Consider the following 21,282-nt stretch of genomic DNA (forward strand, 5'->3'; position numbering starts at 1 on the left):
TCAATGTGAAAAGTGAAAGGAATATAATAAAAAGGGCAAAGAAAAAGCTAAAAAATAAAAGGGGAATACTTATGGGTAAAAAAGATAAGTATGATGTTCAAAAATTTACGGGAATCCCCGTTGAGCCGGATGCTAGTGGTAAGTATCAACTAAAAATTGATCAAAAAGGGGAAATCAAGCTTCACACATGGCGAACTGGGAAGCATACTAAAGGAAAATACAATCATCCCGGTCAATTAATGCTGACAGAAAATAATTTAACAGTTGTTATTTTGGCGGCTGAACCAATGGCATTTAAGAACCGCCACAGCGAGACGCCATTACAACGTTTTTTAACAATTGATGTGACAGATGATGTACTGCAACAAGGATTAGCAATATTGGAGGAGCAGTATAAATGAAAACGTTAGTAGTAGTTGCTCATCCGCGCCTGAAAAATTCATCTACAGAATCATTCCTAAAAAAGGCTGCCACATGTGAAAGTAACGTTACATGGCATCCGCTTGCTCTGCCATTTAATATAGAAAAAGAACAAAAATTGCTTAATACAGCAGATCGGATAATTTTTCAATTCCCAATGTATTGGTACAGTGCACCAGCAATTCTAAAAGAATGGTTAGATAAAGTCTGGAATAGCCGCCTTATTAGTCGCCGCCTAGTAGCTGGACGTGAATTAGGAATCGTTGTTACAGTTGGTCATGCTGCTTCATCATTTCAACCCGGAGCAAGCCAACAGTACACAATTGCAGAGTTATTGCGACCATTTGAAGCCCTTGCTCATCACTTAGGATTAAAATATCTTCCTGCTTTTCCAATATATCAATTCGACCAACAAAGTGATGAAGAACGTCAATTGCTATTTATCCGTTACCAACAATACTTAACAATTCCTAAATTAGGCCACTTCAAAAGCAATGTGAAGTGGTTCGCTGACAAGCTAGAGCATAAGATTATAAAAGAGAAAGACATAGTACAACGCGCTAAGCTTGAACAGCTGCTAACATTATTAAATGATCAGCAAGAAGAATTAGATGATTTATTTGCATCAATTACATGGCTGCGTGAAAAAGAGGATGATTAGAATGAATGAAAATCAGCAATGGGCACATGAAGAAATAATGACTTTAATCAAAAAAAGCCCGACCTACGAAGATCAAGCATTTTATCGGGCATTAAATCAGTTAATGAATAAGCAGGCCCAACGGTTGGAAAATGCATCTGGAGAGCTCGATGGACGCAGTTGGGCTGATAAGTTGGTTTAAAAATATAAAGCAGAAGCCTGTTTACCACTTCAACAACAGACTTCCGCCATATCAGATAATTGTTTCATTAAAAATGAAACTAGGGGGTTATTAATACCCGTCCATCCTAACTGCACAATTAAGATGAGGATAAATGAATCAATATAGCTATAAAAATCATCTGGATAAACTATGATGACTTCGAAGGAAGAATTTTAGGACTATAAAGATACATTATCCTATGGGTATCAGAGAATTATGAATCAAATTCTCATTTATCATTATATAACAAAACACCTTTAAAAACACTAAATTAATAATATGAATTGGTTATTTACCATTAAGCTTTAAATCACGAATTAATTTTTCAACTAAAATGACGGCTTGATTGTGCTTTTCATCCTTAGCGCCGTAAAGGATAATTACATTTTGCGATTGTAGTTGATCCTGAACGATTGCTTTTAGTGAATTGTAATAAGCAGGAGATGCGGCTAATTCTGCTAAATAACGTTCTTTAAATTCTGGATAGCGAGCAACATCATGACCATACCATTTTCGCAGATCGTTACTGGGACCGACTTCTTTAAGCCACTTATTAAGATGTGCATCAGCTTTGGATATTCCACGGGGCCATATCCGGTCCACGAGAATACGATATCCGTCTAAATCAGCAGGCTTGGTATAAATACGTTCTAGTTTAAGTTCCATATATGCTTATCCCCTTTATAATTAATTAGTGTGTTATGTTAAGGATAGTTCTTTTCAGGAGGAAAATAAATATGCTAACAAAATATCAACAGTTTTTTACTGGTCGGCCAACAACCGAAATTGCCCAGCACCTGCTAGGAAAAATGGTTAAATATAAAACCGCGGCGGGGACAGTTGGTGGATATATTGTTGAAACCGAAGCATATTTAGGGGAACACGACACTGCTTCACATGCATTTAACGGTCGACGAACCGGATATTCGGAATCACTATATGGAATGCCTGGTAATATCTATCTTTACCAAATTAGGGGCCATTATTGTTTTGATATTGTTGTTCAAAATAAGGAAGAACCACATGGTGTTTTGTTGCGTGGAATTGAACCTGCCATAAATATCGAACAAATGGAAGCAAACCGACAAATGACAGGGGTAAATATTACCAATGGGCCAGGAAAATTAGTTCAGGCACTAGGAATTCATTCGCGGGACTTAGATGGCCAGCCAATGGAAACAAGTGCATTGACCGTTGACCTTCAGGATTTTAAAATTCCCCGGGAAATTATAACAACTGCGCGGATCGGGGTTAACTTAAAGGCAGCTAATGGGCTTAGTCCGCGTCGCTTCTATGTAAAAGGCAATCCTTATGTTTCAAATATGAAAAAAAGGGATGTCGATATTGTAAATCATGGTTGGGAGGAATAATGAATGTCATTAACATACCAACAGCTACTAACGGCAGTTCCATTAGTTCTCGCTGCTGACAATGTTCCTAATATTGTTGGTGATGCAGGTATCGGTAAGTCTGCCTTGGTCCAAGAAGTAGCTGCCAACCTAGGAGCTAAGTTATTTACAACGGTTGTTAGTTTAAGCGAGAAAGGTGACTTGGCAATACCCGTGCCGCCTTTAACTAGCGATTCATTTGTTGAAACGCAAAATTATGGGCGCCTTGCAAATGTTCAATTTGGTTATTCAGAGACCTTGATTAGTATAATTAAATACGCTGAAAGTCATCCTTCACAGCCGATTATTTGGTTTTTAGATGAATTTAATCGTGGTACGCAAGCAGTACAGAGTGAACTCATGAATCTTGTGCTTCAACGAAAAATTAATGCCTTGAAATTACCTTCAACTGTCAAAATTGTAATTGCAGAGAACCCTGATTCGACGATGGCAGGCTTTATAGATCGTGATTATGGTGTTGCAACTGGTGATGCGGCAATAAAAGACCGGACAGTTCGGCTGGTAATGACTAATTCAACTAATGAATGGTTAAAGTGGGCCCGCTCAATTGATTTGAATCGGTTGGTAATTAAATATCTTACTCAATACCCAGAACGGTTATTAGTTATTGATCCTAATAACGAGGATTTAGCACCTACTCCTCGGGCTTGGGAACGGGTAGCGAGAAACCTTGATCAATTGCAATTGTTAGCTTATGGAATGCAAAAACAGCTGGCAGCCGACTTGTTTAGTGGCGACCTCGGTGATGAAATCGGTGTTGCGTTTGCGCAATTTGTTCTTGCTCAGGGACATGAATTGACAGTCGCAACTTTAAAGAAAGCAGAAGAGGGGAAAAAACAATTTAGTGCATGTGATGAAGCAACCAAAATTCAACTATTACGGTCGTGGCTACAGGATGGCTTGGCAGTAGAAAAAGAAGCCCAACTATTTAATGAATATTTACAACTAATTAGTCCAGACGGGCAATATGCAATAGCACAATCAGTTGGTGAACAGTTAGCAACTATTCTTCAGCCGATGTATGAACAAGCAATTAAGCATCCTCATGGAAATGTAGCCCGCCTTTACCAAGAGTTTGCTCATATTGCAACCCGTGGTGATAATTGATGGCTCTTTCACGAATCTTTAATCGTTTTCGTCATGGACAATCAGATAACAATGTGAACCAGTTGCTAACCTCGGCGATCGTTTGCGTGTTACAAGAACGACGACTAAGTGGTGAAATCTTATTACAGTTACCACGCAAGGAAGCCCCGCAATTACCAGCTGTTATGGGTTTAGCGTGGCAAAATAATGAATTGATCTTGAATTTTAACCCTTCACGGTTGGCACATTTACGCAGTGATGAACTAAAGACGTTATTAGAGCACGAGGCATTACATATTATTTGGGAACACCCGCTGAGGTATGCTGATTATCCGCATCAAGGGTTGGTTGAAATTGCAACAGATGTCGCTGTTAATCAATTTTTAGCCGAACCACCGCAAGGAACAATGACCCTTGGAAATCTACAGCGTCTCCTTCGCCGCAAAATTGTACCACAACAAGATTCACAGGAATATCTGGAACTGTTAGAAAAGCTGCCGATTGAGCAACAAGAGAAATTGTACCAAGACGGCTTTAAACTAAAAGAAGGTCAACGGGGTAAAGCTAGTGCAGAAGGTCGCCACCGCCCATTGGGTAGTCATACCGGCTGGAAAAATACAGAATCAGGTACTCGGCAATTAAGCAATCAGCTGGTGCGGATAGCTAATCTCAAGAAGATATTAAAGCAAGCGTACAAACTCACTCCACAGCGGGATCGAGGATTATTACCAGGAGAGGTAAAAGAACAATTAGATAATGTCGAAGTAACTAAGACGGTTAATTGGCAACGAATTTTGCAACAGCAATTTGGCATGATCATGCGTGGACAGCAGGAATCGTATGCACGGTTTAATCGCCGCCAACCATTGCGGATGGATTTACCAGGAACAGTTACGCGATTGACGCCAGCAGTCGATATTTTCGTTGATAATTCGGGTTCGGTTAGGGATGACGAATTAGGGCAGACGTTAGCGATAATCCAAAAGATGCTGCAACAGTCACAATTAGCAGCAACAGTTTATTCATTTGATGCCAAAGTGACTTCCCAAAAAGATATTCGGCCGGGACAAAGAATTTCCTTTGTCCGGCATGGCGGTGGCGGTACTAGTTTTCAATGTATTTTTGACTATCTTCGTCAGCACCATGTTGCACGGCAAGGACGGATTACGATTATCATCACCGATGGCTGGGGCGAACGGGAAATAAATAATTATCACTATCAGAATGTTTATTGGTTAATGATGACTAAGGTCGACCAATTATCAGTAGCGAATCCACCAGGCCAGGTATTTGAAATGAAAGGAAACAAACAATGACAACGATTCTTAATCCGCAAGCCATGCAGAAGGTACTTACTCACAGTAAAGAATATCAACGAGCAGTGGGGTTGCTTAATAAACGATGGGATCCAGATGAACAACCGATTTTTCGGAATGTTTTGCAATCGGCTGACGTCCAATTTGCACGTCAGTTACAGATAGCTGGATTAGTTAAGGGCAAGATCGATCTTGGTGATTATCAGGCAGTTAATCAGTTATTAATGCAGCATGATTCATGGTTTTCAGAAAGTGCAAGGAAAACGTTATTAGCACCATTTATGGATTAAAGTAAATTTTCGTGAAAGTAAGCCAAGCATAGTATAATAGTCATGTAACCTTTTAAGGAGGTGCTGCAAATGGCAGTAAATAACGAACTAATAAAAGATGACTTATATGAGGCAGTTAATGGCGAATGGCTAAAGACTGCTAAGATTCCTGATGACAAGCCGGCAACTGGGGGCTTTAATGATCTTGTTGATGAGATTGATAAGCAGTTAATGGATGATTTTGATGCTTATGCAGATGGAAAAGAAAAAGCTGACGATCCTCGCTTTAATGAAATGATTAAGCTCTACCGCCTTGCTAAAAAGTTTGATTGGCGGAAAAAAGTGGGACCACAATCGTTAAAGCGGATGCTTGCTAGTGTTGCAAAGCTTGAATCGTATGCGGACTACCAGATGCAATGGAAAAATTGGATTTTATCGGGGATGCCATCGCCAATCAGTTTTGATATTGATGCTGATATGAAGAATGCTACTGTATATGCATTATTTGCCTCATCTCCATCCTTGATTCTTCCTGATAAGAGCTACTATGAAGAAGAAAAAAAGGCTCAGCATGATCAATTGCTCCAATTATGGTCATCGATGGTTGCAACCTTATTGGAAAAATTGGGCTATAGTAAAACAGAGGCTGCTAAGCTTATTGATGATACCAAGAAGTTTGATGCTTTGCTTGCCCCTAATGTTAAGAGTGCCGAGGAAGCAGCTGACTATAGTAAAATGTATAATCCGCAAAGTGTTGCTGAACTAGCCAGCTCGACTGACCAACTAGACATTGCCGCTGTTATTGAGCAATTGGTTGGTGAAAAACCAGAAAAAGTAATTGTTATGGAACCTGATTATTTCAAGGCGCTTAATAGCATTTTGCAAAATAACTTTGAACTATTTAAGAGCTGGGCACTGATTCGGATTATTCGAGAAAACGCCAGCTATCTTGATGATGAGATGCGTGAAATTAACGGTCGATACAATCGGGCGTTATCAGGAAGCAAGAAGCCGGTTAGCCAACGTAAATTTGCTTATTACCTTGCACGCGATATGTTTAGTCAAGTAGCGGGCGACTACTATGGCAAGAAGTACTTTGGCCCGCAAGCAAAAGCCGATGTTCACCACATGGTTGAACAAATGATTAAGGTCTACAAAGGGCGGTTGACGAACAATACGTGGTTGAGTAAGGCCACACGGGACAAAGCAATCTTGAAGCTTGATAAATTAGGGATTCAAGTTGGTTACCCTGATAAGATTCCAGCTCTTTATGACCAATTTAAAGTTGATGAAGAGGAGTCCTTAATCGCTAACTTAAATCAATTGACGGTAGTTGCTAACAAGGAACTATTTAGTCGGTGGAATAAACCGGTTGATCGGATGCGATGGGAAATGAGTGCAGCAACGGTTAATGCCTACTATCACCCATTTAAAAACATTATTGTCTTTCCAGCAGCTATTCTACAAGCGCCATTTTATTCATTAGAACAAAGTAGTAGTCAAAATTATGGGGGGATTGGTGCAGTTATTGCCCATGAGATTTCCCATGCCTTTGATAATAACGGTTCGCTTTTTGATGAATTTGGTAACCTTAATAATTGGTGGACCGATGAGGATTCAGCTCATTTTAAGCAATTAGCTCAAAAGATGATTAAGGAATTTGATGGTATACCATTTGCTGGTCAGAAAGTAAATGGTAAATTAACTGTTTCTGAGAATATCGCGGATGCGGGTGGCCTCAGCTGTGCATTAGAAGCCGCAAAGACGGAAGCAGATTTTAATGCGCGAGAATTCTTTATTAATTGGGCAACCATTTGGCGAATGAAGGCAACAGAACAGTATATGCAATTATTACTTTCAATTGACGTTCATGCACCACAAAAACTACGGGCAAATATCCAAGCAGAAAACTTAGATGACTTTTACACCGCTTTTAGTATTAAACCAGGTGATAAGATGTACCGAGCTCCAGAAAATCGGGTTCATATTTGGTAATTATTACCTAGAAGCTTGTTATACCCTGATAGTATGGCAGGCTTTTTTATATAGCTATGTAACTTAGCGTGACATTTTAGGGCTCTTTTTGTAAGGTGGTAACAAGCTTAATTTCCCGGGAAATAAATTTAAGATGAAGGTAGGAGAACTTATTGAAATTTGCCGATAAAATGAAATTATATCGCCACCAGCATAATTGGACACAACAAGATGTCGCAGATCAGCTATTAACATCCCGCAAGACGATTTCTAGCTGGGAAAATAGCCGTAGTTATCCTGATATATTCATGTTGGTACAAATAAGTGATCTTTACCATATTAGTTTAGACGATTTATTACGGGAGGATCACGAGATGATAGATAACTATAAGGAAGAACATCTGGTTAAGACAAGGAAAGATCGAATTTTTAGTATTTTATATGTTATTAATGTTTTAGGGTGTTTATATTTTGTAATGCAATCGTTAGGATATTTAAAATTTATATCAATTTTAGGAGTAAATCTTAAAATGGGAAATGGAATATTATTAGGCTTGTTTTCTATTAATGCACTTTTGTTAATATTATATGGTGATTGGAAGAAAGTGAATATAACAATAAAAACTGAAATTATTGTTACTTTAGTAGTTATTACGATTTTATAACAGGATTTTTAGTATCAATGAAATCGATTGCGCTTACTATATTAATTTGGCTATATCCACAGTTTAGAAAACGTGAAAGGATTGGTAGTTAATGGGCCATATCAATATAATCCAAGGCGACATTACTAAAATCAAAGCGGATGCGATCGTAAATGCTGCCAATACAACTTTAATGGGTGGTGGCGGTGTTGACGGAGCAATTCATCGCGCAGCAGGGCCTGCATTATACAGTGCCTGTGAAAAATTTCATGGTTGTCCGACTGGTGAAGCTCGGATTACAGGAGGCTTTAATTTACCAGCTCGTTTTATTATCCATACGCCTGGGCTGGTTTGGCATGGGGGCAATAATGATGAAGACCAACTACTTGCAAATTCTTACCGTAATAGTTTGCAGCTAGCTGACCAGCATTTATGTAAGACGGTTGCTTTTCCGTCAATTAGTACGGGAGTTTATGCTTTTCCGCTTGAACGGGCGGCTAAAATTGCAATTACAACGATTAAAGACTTTCTGTTAACAGCTAATTATGTTGATGTAGTAATGATGGTCTGCTTTGATTCACAAACTTTCAAAGCATATCAGGCGCAAATTTATTAATAAACCACATAAAACTATTGGAAGTTTGTTGATAAACGTTTATAATTTTCTGGATTGCTTTTTTTTCAGAAAATTTTTTTGCTTTAAAAGCGTAAATATCGTAAATATAAGGAGGGATAATATTGAGGTATGAGAAATTACGATCGTTGACCTTTATTTTAGTTGCCTTTATGCTTGGGTGTAATGAATTTATGGTTGTAGGTGTCCTATCAGACATTGCTCGTAGTTATCATGTTCCGTTATCAACAGTCGGTTTTCTGGTAACGGCATTTGCGGGCGTTTATGCGATTAGTACGCCAATTATTACAACGCTAACGAGTAATTGGAACCGCTATAAGTTATTGATGATTTTAATGACGATCTTTTTTATTGGAAATACACTAACGGCGCTCGCACCTTCACTTGGTTGGCTTTTATTAGCGCGGATAATTACGGCGGCAGTAGCTGGAACAATTATTTCATTAATTAACTTACTTGTTAGTTTAATCACGCCAATGGATAAGCGGCCGATGGTTCTAGCGTGGGTTGGTGCTGGATTTAGCATTGCGTCCGTTATTGGAGTACCACTAGGGACGACCATTGCGACCCTCCTTACTTGGCATGATAGTTTTTGGATTATATCTGGGTTGACGTTAATTGTTTTTGCCCTTTTAGCTTGGTTGACTCCTCGTGAGACACCACAGGTTAAGGGGAGTATCGTAGAACAGCTATCTTTATTAAAAGATCGGCGAGTACTCTTAGGGATAGGGATTACAGTAGCTGTATTGAGTTTACAGTATACCTTTTATACCTATGTCCGTCCGTTGATTACAACTGTGATGGGCTTTAGTTTAACAAGTTTAAATTGGTTATTACTTATCTTAGGAGTAATGAGTATTATTGGTAACGAGATAGCTGGACTTGTTGCTAGTCACCATGGTGTTCACAAACTCCCGACAGTTTTTATTATTATGACAGTCCTTAGTTTAATTTTAGGCATTGCATTAAGCAATAAGATTACGGGAATGTTAACTTTAGCAGCGTTGTGTGTCGTAGTAATTGTTTATGGAACAACAATTCAACTAGTTTTTATTAATGTGGCGGAACAGGAATATCCGCAGTCATTAGCGCTAGCGACATCGCTTATCTCAATCTTTGCTAATGTGGGAATTTCATTAGGTTCGTTTACAGCTTCGACAACTGTGGGCATCGCAAGTCTTACTACCCTTGGTTATGTAGGAGCTATTTATGGGGTATTAGCAATTGTATTAGCGGTAGTTCTTCAGCGCCTTTATCCAAAATAAAGCTGAAATGTGAGTAGATAACAGCTATAATAGTGCAGTAGTACTAATAGGGAGATTATAAGCTTATGAATATCGTATGGACGTGGGACGTTATCCGTCGCATTATCGAAGTCCTTTGGCTGATCAATATTGCCTTTGCGATCTGGACAGTGTTCCGGAGCCGTCGCGATATTGCGTCAACGTGGGCATGGTTGCTTGTGTTATCAGTTTTTCCAGTTGTTGGTTTTTTGCTCTATCTTTTTGTTGGCCGACAACTTTCACATGACGAGATCTTTAGTATTCAAGATGAGCAAAAACAATTACGAACAAAATATCTTGAAAAACAAAGAAAGTTAAGTGAAGAACACGAATTGTTGCCTAAGGGGAACCGGCTTTCTCGGGATCGACAATTGGTTAACCTGTTTTTGAGTTTAAATGATTCTGTTGTGACATTTAACAATAAGGTTCAGGTATTTACTGATGGGAAGAAGAAGTTTGATAAGTTAATTGATGATATTAATAATGCAAAAGATCACGTATATATTGAATACTATTCTTTTTATGCCGATAATTTAGGCAAGCGGGTGTTAGCAGCTTTAGAGGCCGCGGCTGAACGGGGAGTAACGGTGCGGGTCCTTTATGACTTAAGTGGTTCTCATGGCACAACATATAAATTTTTTAAGCATTTAGAAGAGCTGGGCGGTGAAGCACAGGCATTTATTGCAGCCGCAAAAGCTCATTTCCAAACACCGCGATTAAATTATCATTTACACCGTAAATTAGCGATTATTGATGGGAAAATCGGTTATATTGGCGGTTTTAACATTGGGGATCAATACTTAGGTGAAGATCCTAAATTTGGTTATTGGCGTGATACGCATCTTCGAGTTGTTGGCCAAGCAACGATGATGATGACAGTTCGCTTTGCTATGGATTGGAATACAACTTGTCGGAAAACTCATAAAGAGAAAATTAATCTTGAAAACGAATTTAAGAATTTTGAATTATTGGGACCAACTGGTAATCCGGATGATGTGACAATGCAGATAGTGTCATCGGGACCAGATAACGAAAACTATTCTATACGGCGGGGATACGAATCAATTATTAGCTCTGCTCGCAAATACGTATATATTCAATCACCGTACTTAATTCCAGAAGATTCGGTTTTAGAAGCATTAGTAATTGCAGCGCGGAGTGGAATTGATGTTCGGATTATGATTCCATGTATGCCTGACCATCCATTTGTTTATCGGGCAACAGAGTATTACGCAAAATACTTGGTAAATAATGGGGTGAAAGTTTATAAGTATGATAATGGATTTATCCATTCTAAGACTATGATTAGTGGGAGCAATATCGCTTCTGTAGGTTCCGCTAATATGGATTATCGAAGCTTTAGGCTAAATTTTGAGGTTAATTCCTTTGCTTATAACAAAGAACTAACTGCTGAGTTAAAGAGAATTTTTGAAGAAGATATGGAAAAGAGTACCTTGCTTACGCCTGAATATTTCGCTAATCAATCAAACTGGCGAAAATTCAAGCAGTACTTTTCACGGTTATTATCGCCAATTTTATAAGAGAACATCAAAAAGCTTTACTAGGAAGTGCCCTCGTAAAGCTTTTTTATCGATATTCTTCAATACAATAACTTTTCTTATGGCAATTGCTACAAAAAAGATAACGGGTACTGGGTGTATGTTTGGCAAAGAACCATTCTTTAAACGGTACTGTAAATTCATGGTGACACTGGGGACACAAGTATTGAGTATGTTGATAATAAAACATGGTTATGCCCCAACTCAAAATCAAGCAAATCACTATACCAATAATAAATAATAGGCTATTACTTAGATGTAAGAAAAAGTAAAAAATACTTACTAATATAAGCAAGTCAATTAATATTCCAACTAATATTAGTGAAATTCGCAAGGTCCTTAATTTCTTAACCTGACGTACCTTACTAAGAATATCTTGATTAAAATTCCCCGGGAAATCGTCAAATTTTATTAAATGCTTTTCGAAATAATTAAGGCTTTTAAGCTGGGTTGATAGGTCCTTAATTTGGTAACTAATAGTGTTTTGCCGTTGAGCAATTAATGATTTTAGGGTACTGTTATCGTTATCATTAATAATCTTTTGAATATCATTAAGGGTAAATCCTAACTTTTTATAGATCAATATTTTTTGCAGTTGTCTGAGATCCTGGTTGCTATAATTGCGAAGCCCGTTTGTGGTACGTCGGGCGTGTAAAAGCCCACGACGGTCATAATATTGAATCGTTCTAATAGAAACATTTGCTTTTTTGGCTAATTGACCACTGGTATACATTATCATCACTCCTTTGCTCTTAGTGTAAATGGTAACGTAAGGTAGCGGTCAACATAAAAATGGCACGTAACAAGAAAATTTTCTCATTACATGCCTAAAAAATTAATAATCAAATAATTCAGTTGAAAGGTAACGGTCACCACCATCAGGAGCGACGGTAATAACCTTCTTCCCCTTACCAAGCTTTTTAGCAAGCTCGATTGCACCCTTGATATTAGCTCCGGAAGAAATCCCAACAAGGATACCCTCTTTATGACCAACCTCACGCGCCATCGCAATTGCATCGTCACTCTTGATTTCGATAACCCCATTGTAAACATCAGTGTCAAGGACTTTTGGTACAAAGCCAGCACTGATTCCTTGGATCTTATGTTTACCGCCTTTACCTTCTTTTAAAACAGGTGATTCGGCTGGTTCAAGGGCATAAATTTGGACATCGGGGTTAGCTTTTTTCAGGGCGTGGCCGACACCAGTCAATGTACCACCAGTCCCAACTCCGGCAACAAAAGCATCAGGAATATCATTACCGAATGCTTCAAGGATTTCTTTTCCGGTAGTCTTTTCGTGAATATCAGGGTTAGCTGGGTTATTAAATTGCATTGGCATAAAATAGCCCTTCTCTTTTACTAGTTCTTCTGCTTTTGCAATTGCACCCTTCATTCCATCTGCACCAGGTGTTAAAACTAATTTGGCACCATAACCCTGCATCAGTTTTCGGCGTTCAATACTCATTGTTTCCGGCATTGTGATAACAAGCTGGTAACCCTTGGCTGCCGCAACCATTGCTAAGCCTACTCCCGTATTACCAGAAGTAGGCTCAACAATGGTGCCGCCAGCTTGAAGTTTACCTGTTTTCTCCGCTTCTTCAACCATCGCAAGGGCAATCCGGTCTTTAATTGACCCTGCTGGATTAAAGAATTCAAGTTTTACATAAACGTCAGCGGCATCATCAGGAACAACCCGGTTTAACTTCACGATTGGCGTATTGCCAATTAAGTTGGTAATAGAATTAGTGATTTCAGTCATAGTATTTACTCCTTTACTAATTGTTTTGTTTTTGCATCATTAGCAACAGTTTGAAGCCAATTATCAAAGAATACGCGTTGAGTTCGCTGCCAGCTAAATTGGGGATCTTTCATATGAAGCGGATCACGGAAATAGTTTTGCGGCTTAATATATTCAACGCCAGGATGCGTATTTCGTTCCCGTAAGTATTCTTTCAATAAAGCATCTTGTCCATATTCGAGGTGTGAGAATAAGAAATATTGATGTTTGTCACGGGTCCGAAATGAGAACAAGCGATTATCTTTAGTAGTAGCATTAATAATTAAACGGGGATCGCGTGCGATTTTTTTTATGTCCAGTTCCGCATATCGAGCATGCGGGGCAAGAAAACCGTCCTCTAAACCTGTTAATAACGGATCTTCGTGTTGAATATAGTTATGAAAAACACCAAAAATTTTTTCAGGAAGAGGTGTTTTGGTAATCCCATAAAGATAATTAGCAGCTGCCATTGCTCCCCAGCAAACATAAAGTTGTGGCACCTCGTAGGTAACCAATTGATCAATTAATCGATGTACTTCATCTAGATATGTAATTTTATTAAATGGAAGTTGCTCGATAGGGGCACCAGTAATAATAAAAGCATCAAACCGATGTATTTGGGATAAATCAAGTGGGGAGGAAATTTTTTGAACAAGCTCTGGAACTGGTCGAGCTTGATAATGCATTTGTGGATAAAGGTATTGAACGTTAACCTCGTAACGCCCTGCTGTGAGAACTTTGGAAAACCGTTTTTGTGTATCAACTTTGTCATGCATTAAGTTGAGAATCCCGATATTTAAAGGATCAGTTTTCATAAATATCACCTCGATTGAATTAAAATAAAAAGCTGTTACTAAGCAGAAACATGGAAGTATCCATGCTTAAATAAGACAGAAGAATCTGCCTCTTTGCTTAGCAACAGCAAACTAAGGATTGTTGAGCTATTGAAGTTATGTTGTTCATAAACGACATCTCCTCATATTCAGTCGTACTTATAAATAGTAATTAAAGTGTAACCGTTTTAAGGATGAATGTCAATTTATTGCTTCTACGCTTGGGTAACAATTTTTTGGTACATTCTAGTAGTCAGTCCATAGATAAGAAGGTAAAGACAGAGAAGAATAAGGGTGATAGTAACAGCAATAGCAATCATTAAGCGGACATTGTAGAAATTAAATTGGATTAGGATCTGGCGAATGGCCGGGATGGCAAATCCAAGGTTAATAATTGCCCCGATAACGGGGAGCATAAATACCATCAGGACTTGGCTGTGGATGCTTTTAGCAGTCTCTTTTTCGCTTAAGCCAACTTGTTGCATTGTTTTAAACCGATACTGGTCTTCATAACCTTCAGTAATTTGTTTGAAATAAATAACCACCGTCGTCGTAATTCCGAGCGCGATGCTGATTAATATTCCTAAAAAGACAATTCCGCCATATAGTCCAGTAAGGAGGCTGCGGATATTGGTCCGTGATGTATAGGCAAGGTTGGATAGACCAAGCCGCCTTTGCAAGTCATTTTCAAACTTAAGATGGGCTTTACGACTGCCATTTAGGCGATAATTGATTCCAGTAACGGTAATTGTTCCGTTATTGGCTGGTAGGTTATTGGTAATGACAAAGATGGGAGAGTAGATCGAATGGCTAGGGTTAAAGTAGTAATTAAAGTGGTTAAGGTTTGTTGCGTGATACTTTTGTGTCCCGATTTGTAATGCTCCGCTCCGCTTTTTTGCTGGGGAATAAATTAATGCTTCATTTTTTCCTAATTTTTTGTGTGCTCCAGTTATTTGATTGTAAGTTGCAGTAGACATTGTAATAACTGAACTAGTAGTCTGGTTAGTCATATTTTGCAAGCCTCCTTGGCTAACAAAACGATTATTTTTCCAGTAACCATATTGCGGTGCGCTAGTAGTAAAGGTTATTGAATGACCGAGCCGGGCATGATGCTCGTTGGCAACTTCTTTAATTGTTGACTGTTGCTGGGCGGAAAGGCGTTGGGAACTAATAATATTAATATCTTTAGGGGCGAAAGAATTAACAGTATCATTAATTCCGACATAAAGAGTGATTGAGGTAAAAAGGATAACGAGGACTGAGCTGCATAAGAGACAGATTGTTGCAAGACTAGCACCGTTTTGTTCCATTCGCTGTAACATCCCTGAAACTGCGATAAAATGTCGGGGATGATAGTAGTATCGTTTATTTTTTTGTAGGAGTTTAAGGACAATAATGCTTCCAGTAATAAAAATAAGATAAGTTCCGACAACAACTAAGATGACAGCAAACATAAAGGTTGAGATTGCAGAAATTTTAGGCTTCACGGTCACAGTAAGATAATAAGCCCAAGCAAGGGCAGCGGCACCCATAAGACCCGCAAAAGTAAAGAACTTTCCGTGACGGCGAAGATTTTTTGATGCAGGGTGCCATAACTCATTGGGATTTAACCGAAATAGTTTAACGAGGTCAATTACCATCAGCAGGATAAAGAATGCCCCAATGATAAAAATAGTATTACCGACAGCAGACCATTCAATCCATGGCTGCGATAGCCGGTCAATTCTTAGGAGACGGGAAAGGCCCAGGAAAGCTAACCGGTCAAAGATAATTCCCGTTAGCAGGCCGGCGATTAAGCTAAGAATAAAAAGATAAACTTTTTCAAGAATTGTTAAGAGCTGGAGGTTACGGCTAGTCATGCCAAGCATGCTATAAAGCCCCATTTCCCGATGACGTTGCTGCCATAAGAAACGGTTAACATAGATCATAAAAGCTAGCGTAACAAGGATAATAAAAGTTGAGCCGGTCTCTAATAAGGCTTTGGTAACACTGGCACTTGGTAAACTTTTTAAACTATCATTAACCGCGACAGCCTTAAAAATATAATTGATTGCAACGAGTATCGTCATTGAAATTAGGTAGGGAATATAAATTTTGAGGTTACGCTTAAAGCTAGAATTAATTAATTTGAAAAATAACATACTATTCACCACCATTCGTTAGGGTCATCATTGTTTGACTAATTTGTTGCTGATATTTAGGTAATGTAAGGTCGCCACGGTAAAGCTCATGATAAATTCGCCCATCTTTAATAAACAGGGTTCTTTTAGCGTGACTAGCGGCAGCGGCACTATGCGTGACCATAATAATTGTTTGTCCATTTTTATTTACATCATCAAAGAGTTCAAGAATTTCATTACTAGTATTTGAATCTAACGCTCCAGTAGGTTCATCAGCAAGGAGAAGGTCTGGTTGGGTTATCAAGGCTCGGGCGATGGCAATTCGTTGTTGTTGTCCACCAGAAATTTCACTTGGAAAACGATCGATAATTTTATTAATCCGTAAGCGGTTGACTAAGGGAGTTAGCCGTTCCTGCATGACGTTAAGTGGTGTTTTAGCAAGAACAAGGGGAAGATAAATATTGTCCCGATTAGATAAGCTATCGAGGAGGTTAAAATGTTGGAAAACAAAACCGAGATGTTCGCGCCGGTAACGAGCAGCTTCATCTTTAGATAATTTACCGAGGTCTTGCCCATTTAAAGTGACTTGCCCGCTTGTGGCTTGCTCAAGGGTTGCAATGATATTAAGCAAGGTGCTTTTTCCCGCGCCCGATTCACCCATGATTGCAACATATTCCCCTTGATCGATCCTAAAGGTAATATCCTTTAATGCCATTACTGGGTTAACTGAGTTTTGGTTAAATACACGTTGAACGTGTTGAAGATTTAGTAGTGTCATATTAATATTCCTTTCACACTTGCTAGTAACTATGTTGATGCTTTTATTATAAAAAGGTTCTGCTCGACTTCCTACTTACAGAAGTGTGCAGAACCTTACAGTTTTGTAAGATATTAGTTATGCTTGCTTAATATTGTCGGGAATAAAACTTAAGATAGCGGTCGTACCTTGGTTATTAGAAGAAATATTAATTTTAAAGTTTAACTGGTCAGTAACTTTTTTAACAAGGTAAAGACCCATTCCTGTTGAAGCAGTATTATGGTGGCCGTTATGCCCAGTAAAACCATTTTCAAATATTCGTGGTAAGTCGTTGCTTGCGATTCCTTTTCCCTGGTCAGCGATTTTTAATGAATTTATTTCCCAGGAAATAGTAATTACTTTGCCAATGGGGGAATATTTAATTGCGTTTGATAATAGTTGTTCAATACAAAACCGCAACCATTTTTGATCGGTCATAATTCTAATATTTGCCAGCCCGGTTATTTGCGGTATTAGTTGCTTGCGGATAAAAATAGCAGAATTTTGTTGGAGAATTTCGTTAACTAAGTCTGCAAGGTTAATCCATTGAAAGTCAAAATCATGAGTATCCATTGCCAACCGTTCATCATTCAATAATAAATTCAAGTAATAATTAGCTTGACGAACATTATTTTTAACTTCACGACTGTTGACGCTAGGGGCATTTTCAGCTGCCGCGTTAAGACTGGTGAGGTAATTTTTAATTTCATGGGTGAACAATTCAAGATGATCAAATTGTTGCCGCTGCATTAATTGTAGCTTTTGAATACGATCTTGCTGGGTATTTTGTTGTGTTAGCAGCAACTTAAATAATTTTGCTTCCATTGGGGTCGTGGGGATAAAGCCGTTTAAATTAGACATGTTAAGGCGGCGTTGTCGCGAACGTTTAATGACGGTATCGATTATGAGCCAAATAATTAGAATTGGAAGGGAGAAACGGATGATATCACCCCAAAAGATAAGCGGCAAGTTATAGAGAACGACCAATATTCCCATTAATGCTACTAAAAGGAGATAACAAGTAATAACGGGAATAACTGACCGTAAAAGTTGTTGGTAAAAGTGCTTATTCATAATTAAACCACCAAGCGGTAACCAATCCCCCGTTCGGTACGAATGCACTGCTTCAAGCCGAGCGGACTAAGTTTTGTTCTTAACCGACTAATATTAACATTCAGGGTATTTTCATTGAGATATTTACCGCCTTGCCATAGCCACTCCAGAAGATCTTCTTTGGTAACGGTATTATTGCGGTGATTGAGCAGAACTTGTAGCATTGCCCCTTCTGTTGGTGTTAGCTGGGCGGTTCCTCTGGAGTTTGTTAGAACATTAGTTAGCGGATTAAATGAATTAGTATCCCAAATCAGCTCTTCAGAATCATTTATATGAGAATTGCGTCGTAGTAATGCCTGCACTTTCGCAAGCAATACTGTCAGCGAAAATGGCTTCATGATATAGTCATCAGCTCCAGCAGCAACAGCATGCATAACATTTGCATCAATGTCAGCGGCGGATATTACAATAATTGGTACTTGGCTGGCTTTTCTGACTTCCTGAATCCAATAAAAGCCGTCGAACGTTGGTAAGGTAATATCAAATAAAACTAGGTCAGGGCTAGCTTTTTCAATTTCACCAGCAACATTATGCCAATCATTAACTGTGATTACTTTATATTGCCACTTCGTAAATTCGTTTTTAACGGAATGAATAATATCTAAATTATCCTCAACAATAAAAATTTTTGCCATGTGAGTCCCTCAATAATCAATTTTCTTCATCATACATTAATTAATCATGAATGGACAACAGAGATTTGACATTCAGGAGTTGGTATTTGAAAATAGGGCAAAAGGAAGTGTGGATAATGGATATTAAGGATAATATATTGACCTTAGCTGATGGTAATAGAATGCCACAAGAGGGTTTTGGCCTATATAAAGTTGATGGACAGGAAATGATGGATCGTGCAATTGCAAAAGCTTATGATGAAGGTTATCGTCTATTCGATACCGCGCAATTATATGGGAATGAACAAGCGGTTGGAAATGCTTTTCAAAGTTTAGCTATTCCTCGTGACAATATATTTGTGACAACGAAGGTTGCGGAAGAAAATCAGGGTTACGAAAGGGCAATTGCTTCGGTCAAAGAGTCATTACATAAATTAAAAATGGATTATGTTGACCTGCTATTAGTTCACTGGCCGATCGAGCGGTCATTCTTTGATACTTGGCGGGCGTTTGAGGCGATGAAAAAGGAAGGTCTTACAAAATCAATCGGGGTAAGCAATTACCAAATGATTCATTTACAGTACTTAGCCACCCAAGCAACAGAAATGCCAGTCGTTGATCAGATTGAGCTTCATCCGCTACTGACACAAAAGCCGTTGCTGAAGTTTAACAGTGACCATCAAATTGTTACTCAGGCGTGGAGTCCACTTGGTCGGGGAGCCATATTAAAAGAACCGGTTTTACAAGAAATTGCCGTTGCTCATGGCAAATCAACTGCACAAGTTATTTTACGTTGGCATTTACAAAATGGCGTGTCATTTATTCCAAAGTCTATTCATGAAGAGCGAATCGCACAAAATACTGATATTTATGATTTTGAGCTTACAGATCGTGAAATGACAAAGATCGATGCATTAAACGCCTATCATCGCACGGGGCGTGAACCAGAATTAGTATATGAATATAATAAGCAGTATTAAAAAAGCGGCGGTTGAGAAAACCAAAATCTCTCACCCGCTGCTTAATTATTATTCTAAGCCCAACTTTTTAGCGTAAGCTGCTTCCTCTTTACTTAAACGCTGACGCTCACGTTCGTTGTACCATGGTGAGATGGTAAAGGCGAGAACATCATTAATTAAATAGATTGAACTATTAACAGCCATTGCGAGGGTAGCTGATCCTTGTTGGTAAGACACAAACCAAAGAACAAGCTGGGCCAGTCCTGATGCCAGCCACCAGAAATATTGATTATTAAAGCGGAGAAAGCAAATAACACCGGCTGTTAAACTAATTGAAAAACTAATAGCATCGATCCATGGACGCGGATCATCAGTTAAGGTACCAATTAAATATCCGGAAATAAGATAAACTAGCACTGTTGCAAGGATTGCGATTGACCATGAACGAGCATTAAATTTCCGGATTTTTGATGCCATATTGACATTCCAATTTGCAGAAAGGAGTACGGGGAGGTCGAGGGTAATAACATAAGCGATTTGTTCAACAATGCTTAAGTAGTTTTTAGCGCTAAAGCCAGCGATAATGAAACAAATTGCAGATAAAATACCAAGGAAACCATTCACTGATTTGGCCGCGTTAATTGCTAATACGCATAATACGCCAAGTGTGGTTCCAATAAAAGTAATTACAGTAACCCAAGTAATTGGTGCGCTTACCAGGGTCATAACTTGGCAACCGAGGCTAAAGAAAAAGAGGTAATAATTTTGCTGGGGCCAGCCCTTTAGCTGGTGGGCAAGAAACTTTAAATAATTGCTAATCATTAATAAAACTCCCTATACTATATATTGTATTTATTCGCCTTGCACTGGTTATCATGGCACAAGATATTGTGCTTATAAAAAAGCGACGTTTAATAGTATAGCGGGTCATGATTTTCGATGCAAGCCCCTATTTTTGGTAGAAACGAGGACTAATGTTATCGCAATTGGCGGAGTGGTAAGCCTATCGACTAATTTAATAAATTTAAAAATTTTCGAGGGTAATAAAAACTGCTATTAAGTAACTTATCAGTTTTATAGTTCAACTTTGATGATTGTTACTTTATACGAAGATTGCGGTGCAACAACAGTTACGGTTTTACCGGCTGCCTGATGCATAATTGCCTGTCCTAATGGCGAATCGAATGAAATCTTTTGTTTAGCGATATCAGCTTCTTGTTTACCGACAATGTGATAGATTTCTTGTTCCGCATCATCTTCAAATTCAAGTGTAACGGTTGTTCCAAGGTCGACAGTATTATCATTAGTAGGTGTTACAATTTGCGCGTATTGCAGTTGCTTGTTGAGATAGCGTAGCCGACTTTCAAGATGGCGAAGTTCGCGTTTAGCGGTACTATATTCGGTGTTTTCTGATAAATCCCCCAGCGCCCGTGCGGCTTTTAACTGTTCAATCTTAGCAGGTCGTTGTTTTTGCAATTCGGCTATCTCCTGCTCAATTTCGTGGTAACCGTTAGCAGTCATTTTTTGAAAATAGACATTCTTCATTGCTTCTTGAATCTTTTTGCGTTGCATTCGTCCAATATCTCCTCATAGATTAATAATCTAGTTATATT

General features: G+C 38.6%; 22 protein-coding genes and 1 pseudogene. 13 read left to right on the forward strand and 10 right to left on the reverse strand.

All coding sequences use genetic code 11. From position 1 onward, the window contains the following. The first annotated feature begins 71 nt into the window (after positions 1 to 71). The 3 genes from DTK66_RS00195 to DTK66_RS00205 are packed head-to-tail and all read left to right on the forward strand — an operon-like array spanning position 72 to position 1,262. Positions 72 to 401 (forward strand): DUF7671 family protein, encoded by a 330-nt coding sequence (locus tag DTK66_RS00195; protein WP_153930835.1) that lies wholly within the window; start codon positions 72 to 74, stop codon positions 399 to 401. Next, entirely contained in the window at positions 398 to 1,081 is a 684-nt protein-coding gene (locus tag DTK66_RS00200) for an NAD(P)H-dependent oxidoreductase (protein WP_191667391.1), read from the forward strand. The genes DTK66_RS00195 and DTK66_RS00200 overlap by 4 nt, the downstream gene beginning before the upstream one ends. Position 1,082: 1 nt before the next feature. Beyond that, positions 1,083 to 1,262 carry a hypothetical protein gene (locus DTK66_RS00205; protein WP_153930837.1) on the forward strand — a complete coding sequence of 60 codons (180 nt, stop codon included), beginning with the start codon at positions 1,083 to 1,085 and terminating at the stop codon, positions 1,260 to 1,262. A 309-nt stretch (positions 1,263 to 1,571) separates the two neighbouring features. On the opposite strand, the gene DTK66_RS00210 is transcribed toward DTK66_RS00205, so the two are convergent. Then, positions 1,572 to 1,949 (reverse strand): DUF488 domain-containing protein, encoded by a 378-nt coding sequence (locus tag DTK66_RS00210; protein ID WP_153930838.1) that lies wholly within the window; start codon positions 1,947 to 1,949, stop codon positions 1,572 to 1,574. A 71-nt stretch (positions 1,950 to 2,020) separates the two neighbouring features. On the opposite strand from DTK66_RS00210, the gene DTK66_RS00215 reads away from it, so the two are divergent. From DTK66_RS00215 to cls, 9 genes and pseudogenes are all read left to right on the forward strand, one after another. Then, a complete protein-coding gene (locus tag DTK66_RS00215) occupies positions 2,021 to 2,653 on the forward strand; it encodes a DNA-3-methyladenine glycosylase (RefSeq protein ID WP_191667392.1) in 633 nt (210 codons plus the stop codon). Between the two features lie 3 nt (positions 2,654 to 2,656). Further along, positions 2,657 to 3,799 carry an ATP-binding protein gene (locus DTK66_RS00220; RefSeq protein WP_191667393.1) on the forward strand — a complete coding sequence of 381 codons (1,143 nt, stop codon included), beginning with the start codon at positions 2,657 to 2,659 and terminating at the stop codon, positions 3,797 to 3,799. Next, complete coding sequence (locus DTK66_RS00225; RefSeq protein ID WP_191667394.1) at positions 3,799 to 5,094, forward strand: vWA domain-containing protein; 1,296 nt, start codon at positions 3,799 to 3,801, stop codon at positions 5,092 to 5,094. The genes DTK66_RS00220 and DTK66_RS00225 overlap by 1 nt, the downstream gene beginning before the upstream one ends. Beyond that, complete coding sequence (locus tag DTK66_RS00230; protein WP_191667395.1) at positions 5,091 to 5,384, forward strand: hypothetical protein; 294 nt, start codon at positions 5,091 to 5,093, stop codon at positions 5,382 to 5,384. Before DTK66_RS00225 ends, DTK66_RS00230 begins: the two co-directional genes overlap by 4 nt. A 69-nt stretch (positions 5,385 to 5,453) precedes the next feature. Further along, positions 5,454 to 7,358, forward strand: a complete 1,905-nt coding sequence (locus DTK66_RS00235) for a M13 family metallopeptidase (RefSeq protein ID WP_191667396.1) — start codon at positions 5,454 to 5,456, stop codon at positions 7,356 to 7,358. Between the two features lie 152 nt (positions 7,359 to 7,510). Continuing rightward, positions 7,511 to 8,094: pseudogene (locus DTK66_RS00240) on the forward strand (helix-turn-helix domain-containing protein). Then, a complete protein-coding gene (locus DTK66_RS00245) occupies positions 8,094 to 8,597 on the forward strand; it encodes an O-acetyl-ADP-ribose deacetylase (protein ID WP_191667397.1) in 504 nt (167 codons plus the stop codon). The pseudogene DTK66_RS00240 and the gene DTK66_RS00245 overlap by 1 nt, the downstream one beginning before the upstream one ends. Before the next feature lie 122 nt (positions 8,598 to 8,719). After that, entirely contained in the window at positions 8,720 to 9,880 is a 1,161-nt protein-coding gene (locus tag DTK66_RS00250) for an MFS transporter (RefSeq protein WP_191667398.1), read from the forward strand. A 65-nt stretch (positions 9,881 to 9,945) separates the two neighbouring features. Beyond that, on the forward strand, positions 9,946 to 11,439 hold the full coding sequence (gene cls / locus DTK66_RS00255; RefSeq protein WP_153930847.1) for a cardiolipin synthase: 1,494 nt from the start codon (positions 9,946 to 9,948) through the stop codon (positions 11,437 to 11,439). 46 nt (positions 11,440 to 11,485) lie between these two features. Here cls and DTK66_RS00260 read toward each other — a convergent pair whose 3' ends face one another. The 7 genes from DTK66_RS00260 to DTK66_RS00290 all read right to left on the reverse strand — a co-directional run bounded on the left by DTK66_RS00260 (position 11,486) and on the right by DTK66_RS00290 (position 18,731). Further along, the gene (locus DTK66_RS00260; RefSeq protein ID WP_191667399.1) at positions 11,486 to 12,190 is read right to left on the reverse strand and encodes a MerR family transcriptional regulator; all 705 of its coding nucleotides are present in this window, start codon (positions 12,188 to 12,190) and stop codon (positions 11,486 to 11,488) included. A 102-nt stretch (positions 12,191 to 12,292) separates the two neighbouring features. Continuing rightward, positions 12,293 to 13,216 carry a cysteine synthase A gene (cysK, locus tag DTK66_RS00265; RefSeq protein ID WP_191667400.1) on the reverse strand — a complete coding sequence of 308 codons (924 nt, stop codon included), beginning with the start codon at positions 13,214 to 13,216 and terminating at the stop codon, positions 12,293 to 12,295. Between the two features lie 5 nt (positions 13,217 to 13,221). Then, on the reverse strand, positions 13,222 to 14,049 hold the full coding sequence (locus DTK66_RS00270) for a homoserine O-acetyltransferase/O-succinyltransferase family protein (protein ID WP_191667401.1): 828 nt from the start codon (positions 14,047 to 14,049) through the stop codon (positions 13,222 to 13,224). Positions 14,050 to 14,282: 233 nt separating this feature from the next. Beyond that, positions 14,283 to 16,208 (reverse strand): ABC transporter permease, encoded by a 1,926-nt coding sequence (locus DTK66_RS00275; RefSeq protein ID WP_191667402.1) that lies wholly within the window; start codon positions 16,206 to 16,208, stop codon positions 14,283 to 14,285. 1 nt (position 16,209) lies between these two features. Next, entirely contained in the window at positions 16,210 to 16,965 is a 756-nt protein-coding gene (locus DTK66_RS00280) for an ABC transporter ATP-binding protein (protein ID WP_191667403.1), read from the reverse strand. Between the two features lie 117 nt (positions 16,966 to 17,082). Then, entirely contained in the window at positions 17,083 to 18,057 is a 975-nt protein-coding gene (locus DTK66_RS00285) for a sensor histidine kinase (RefSeq protein WP_191667404.1), read from the reverse strand. A 2-nt stretch (positions 18,058 to 18,059) separates the two neighbouring features. Continuing rightward, positions 18,060 to 18,731 (reverse strand): response regulator transcription factor, encoded by a 672-nt coding sequence (locus DTK66_RS00290; RefSeq protein WP_153930854.1) that lies wholly within the window; start codon positions 18,729 to 18,731, stop codon positions 18,060 to 18,062. Positions 18,732 to 18,847: 116 nt separating this feature from the next. On the opposite strand from DTK66_RS00290, the gene DTK66_RS00295 reads away from it, so the two are divergent. Further along, on the forward strand, positions 18,848 to 19,690 hold the full coding sequence (locus DTK66_RS00295) for an aldo/keto reductase (protein WP_191667405.1): 843 nt from the start codon (positions 18,848 to 18,850) through the stop codon (positions 19,688 to 19,690). Positions 19,691 to 19,738: 48 nt separating this feature from the next. Here DTK66_RS00295 and pnuC read toward each other — a convergent pair whose 3' ends face one another. Together pnuC and greA are read right to left on the reverse strand one after the other, a co-directional pair. Next, the gene (pnuC, locus tag DTK66_RS00300; RefSeq protein WP_153930856.1) at positions 19,739 to 20,491 is read right to left on the reverse strand and encodes a nicotinamide riboside transporter PnuC; all 753 of its coding nucleotides are present in this window, start codon (positions 20,489 to 20,491) and stop codon (positions 19,739 to 19,741) included. A gap of 252 nt (positions 20,492 to 20,743) precedes the next feature. Then, entirely contained in the window at positions 20,744 to 21,241 is a 498-nt protein-coding gene (greA, locus tag DTK66_RS00305; protein ID WP_191667406.1) for a transcription elongation factor GreA, read from the reverse strand. Positions 21,242 to 21,282: the final 41 nt, after the last annotated feature.

The sequence above is a fragment of the Limosilactobacillus walteri genome, assembly GCF_014830205.1.
Classification (GTDB): domain Bacteria; phylum Bacillota; class Bacilli; order Lactobacillales; family Lactobacillaceae; genus Limosilactobacillus; species Limosilactobacillus walteri.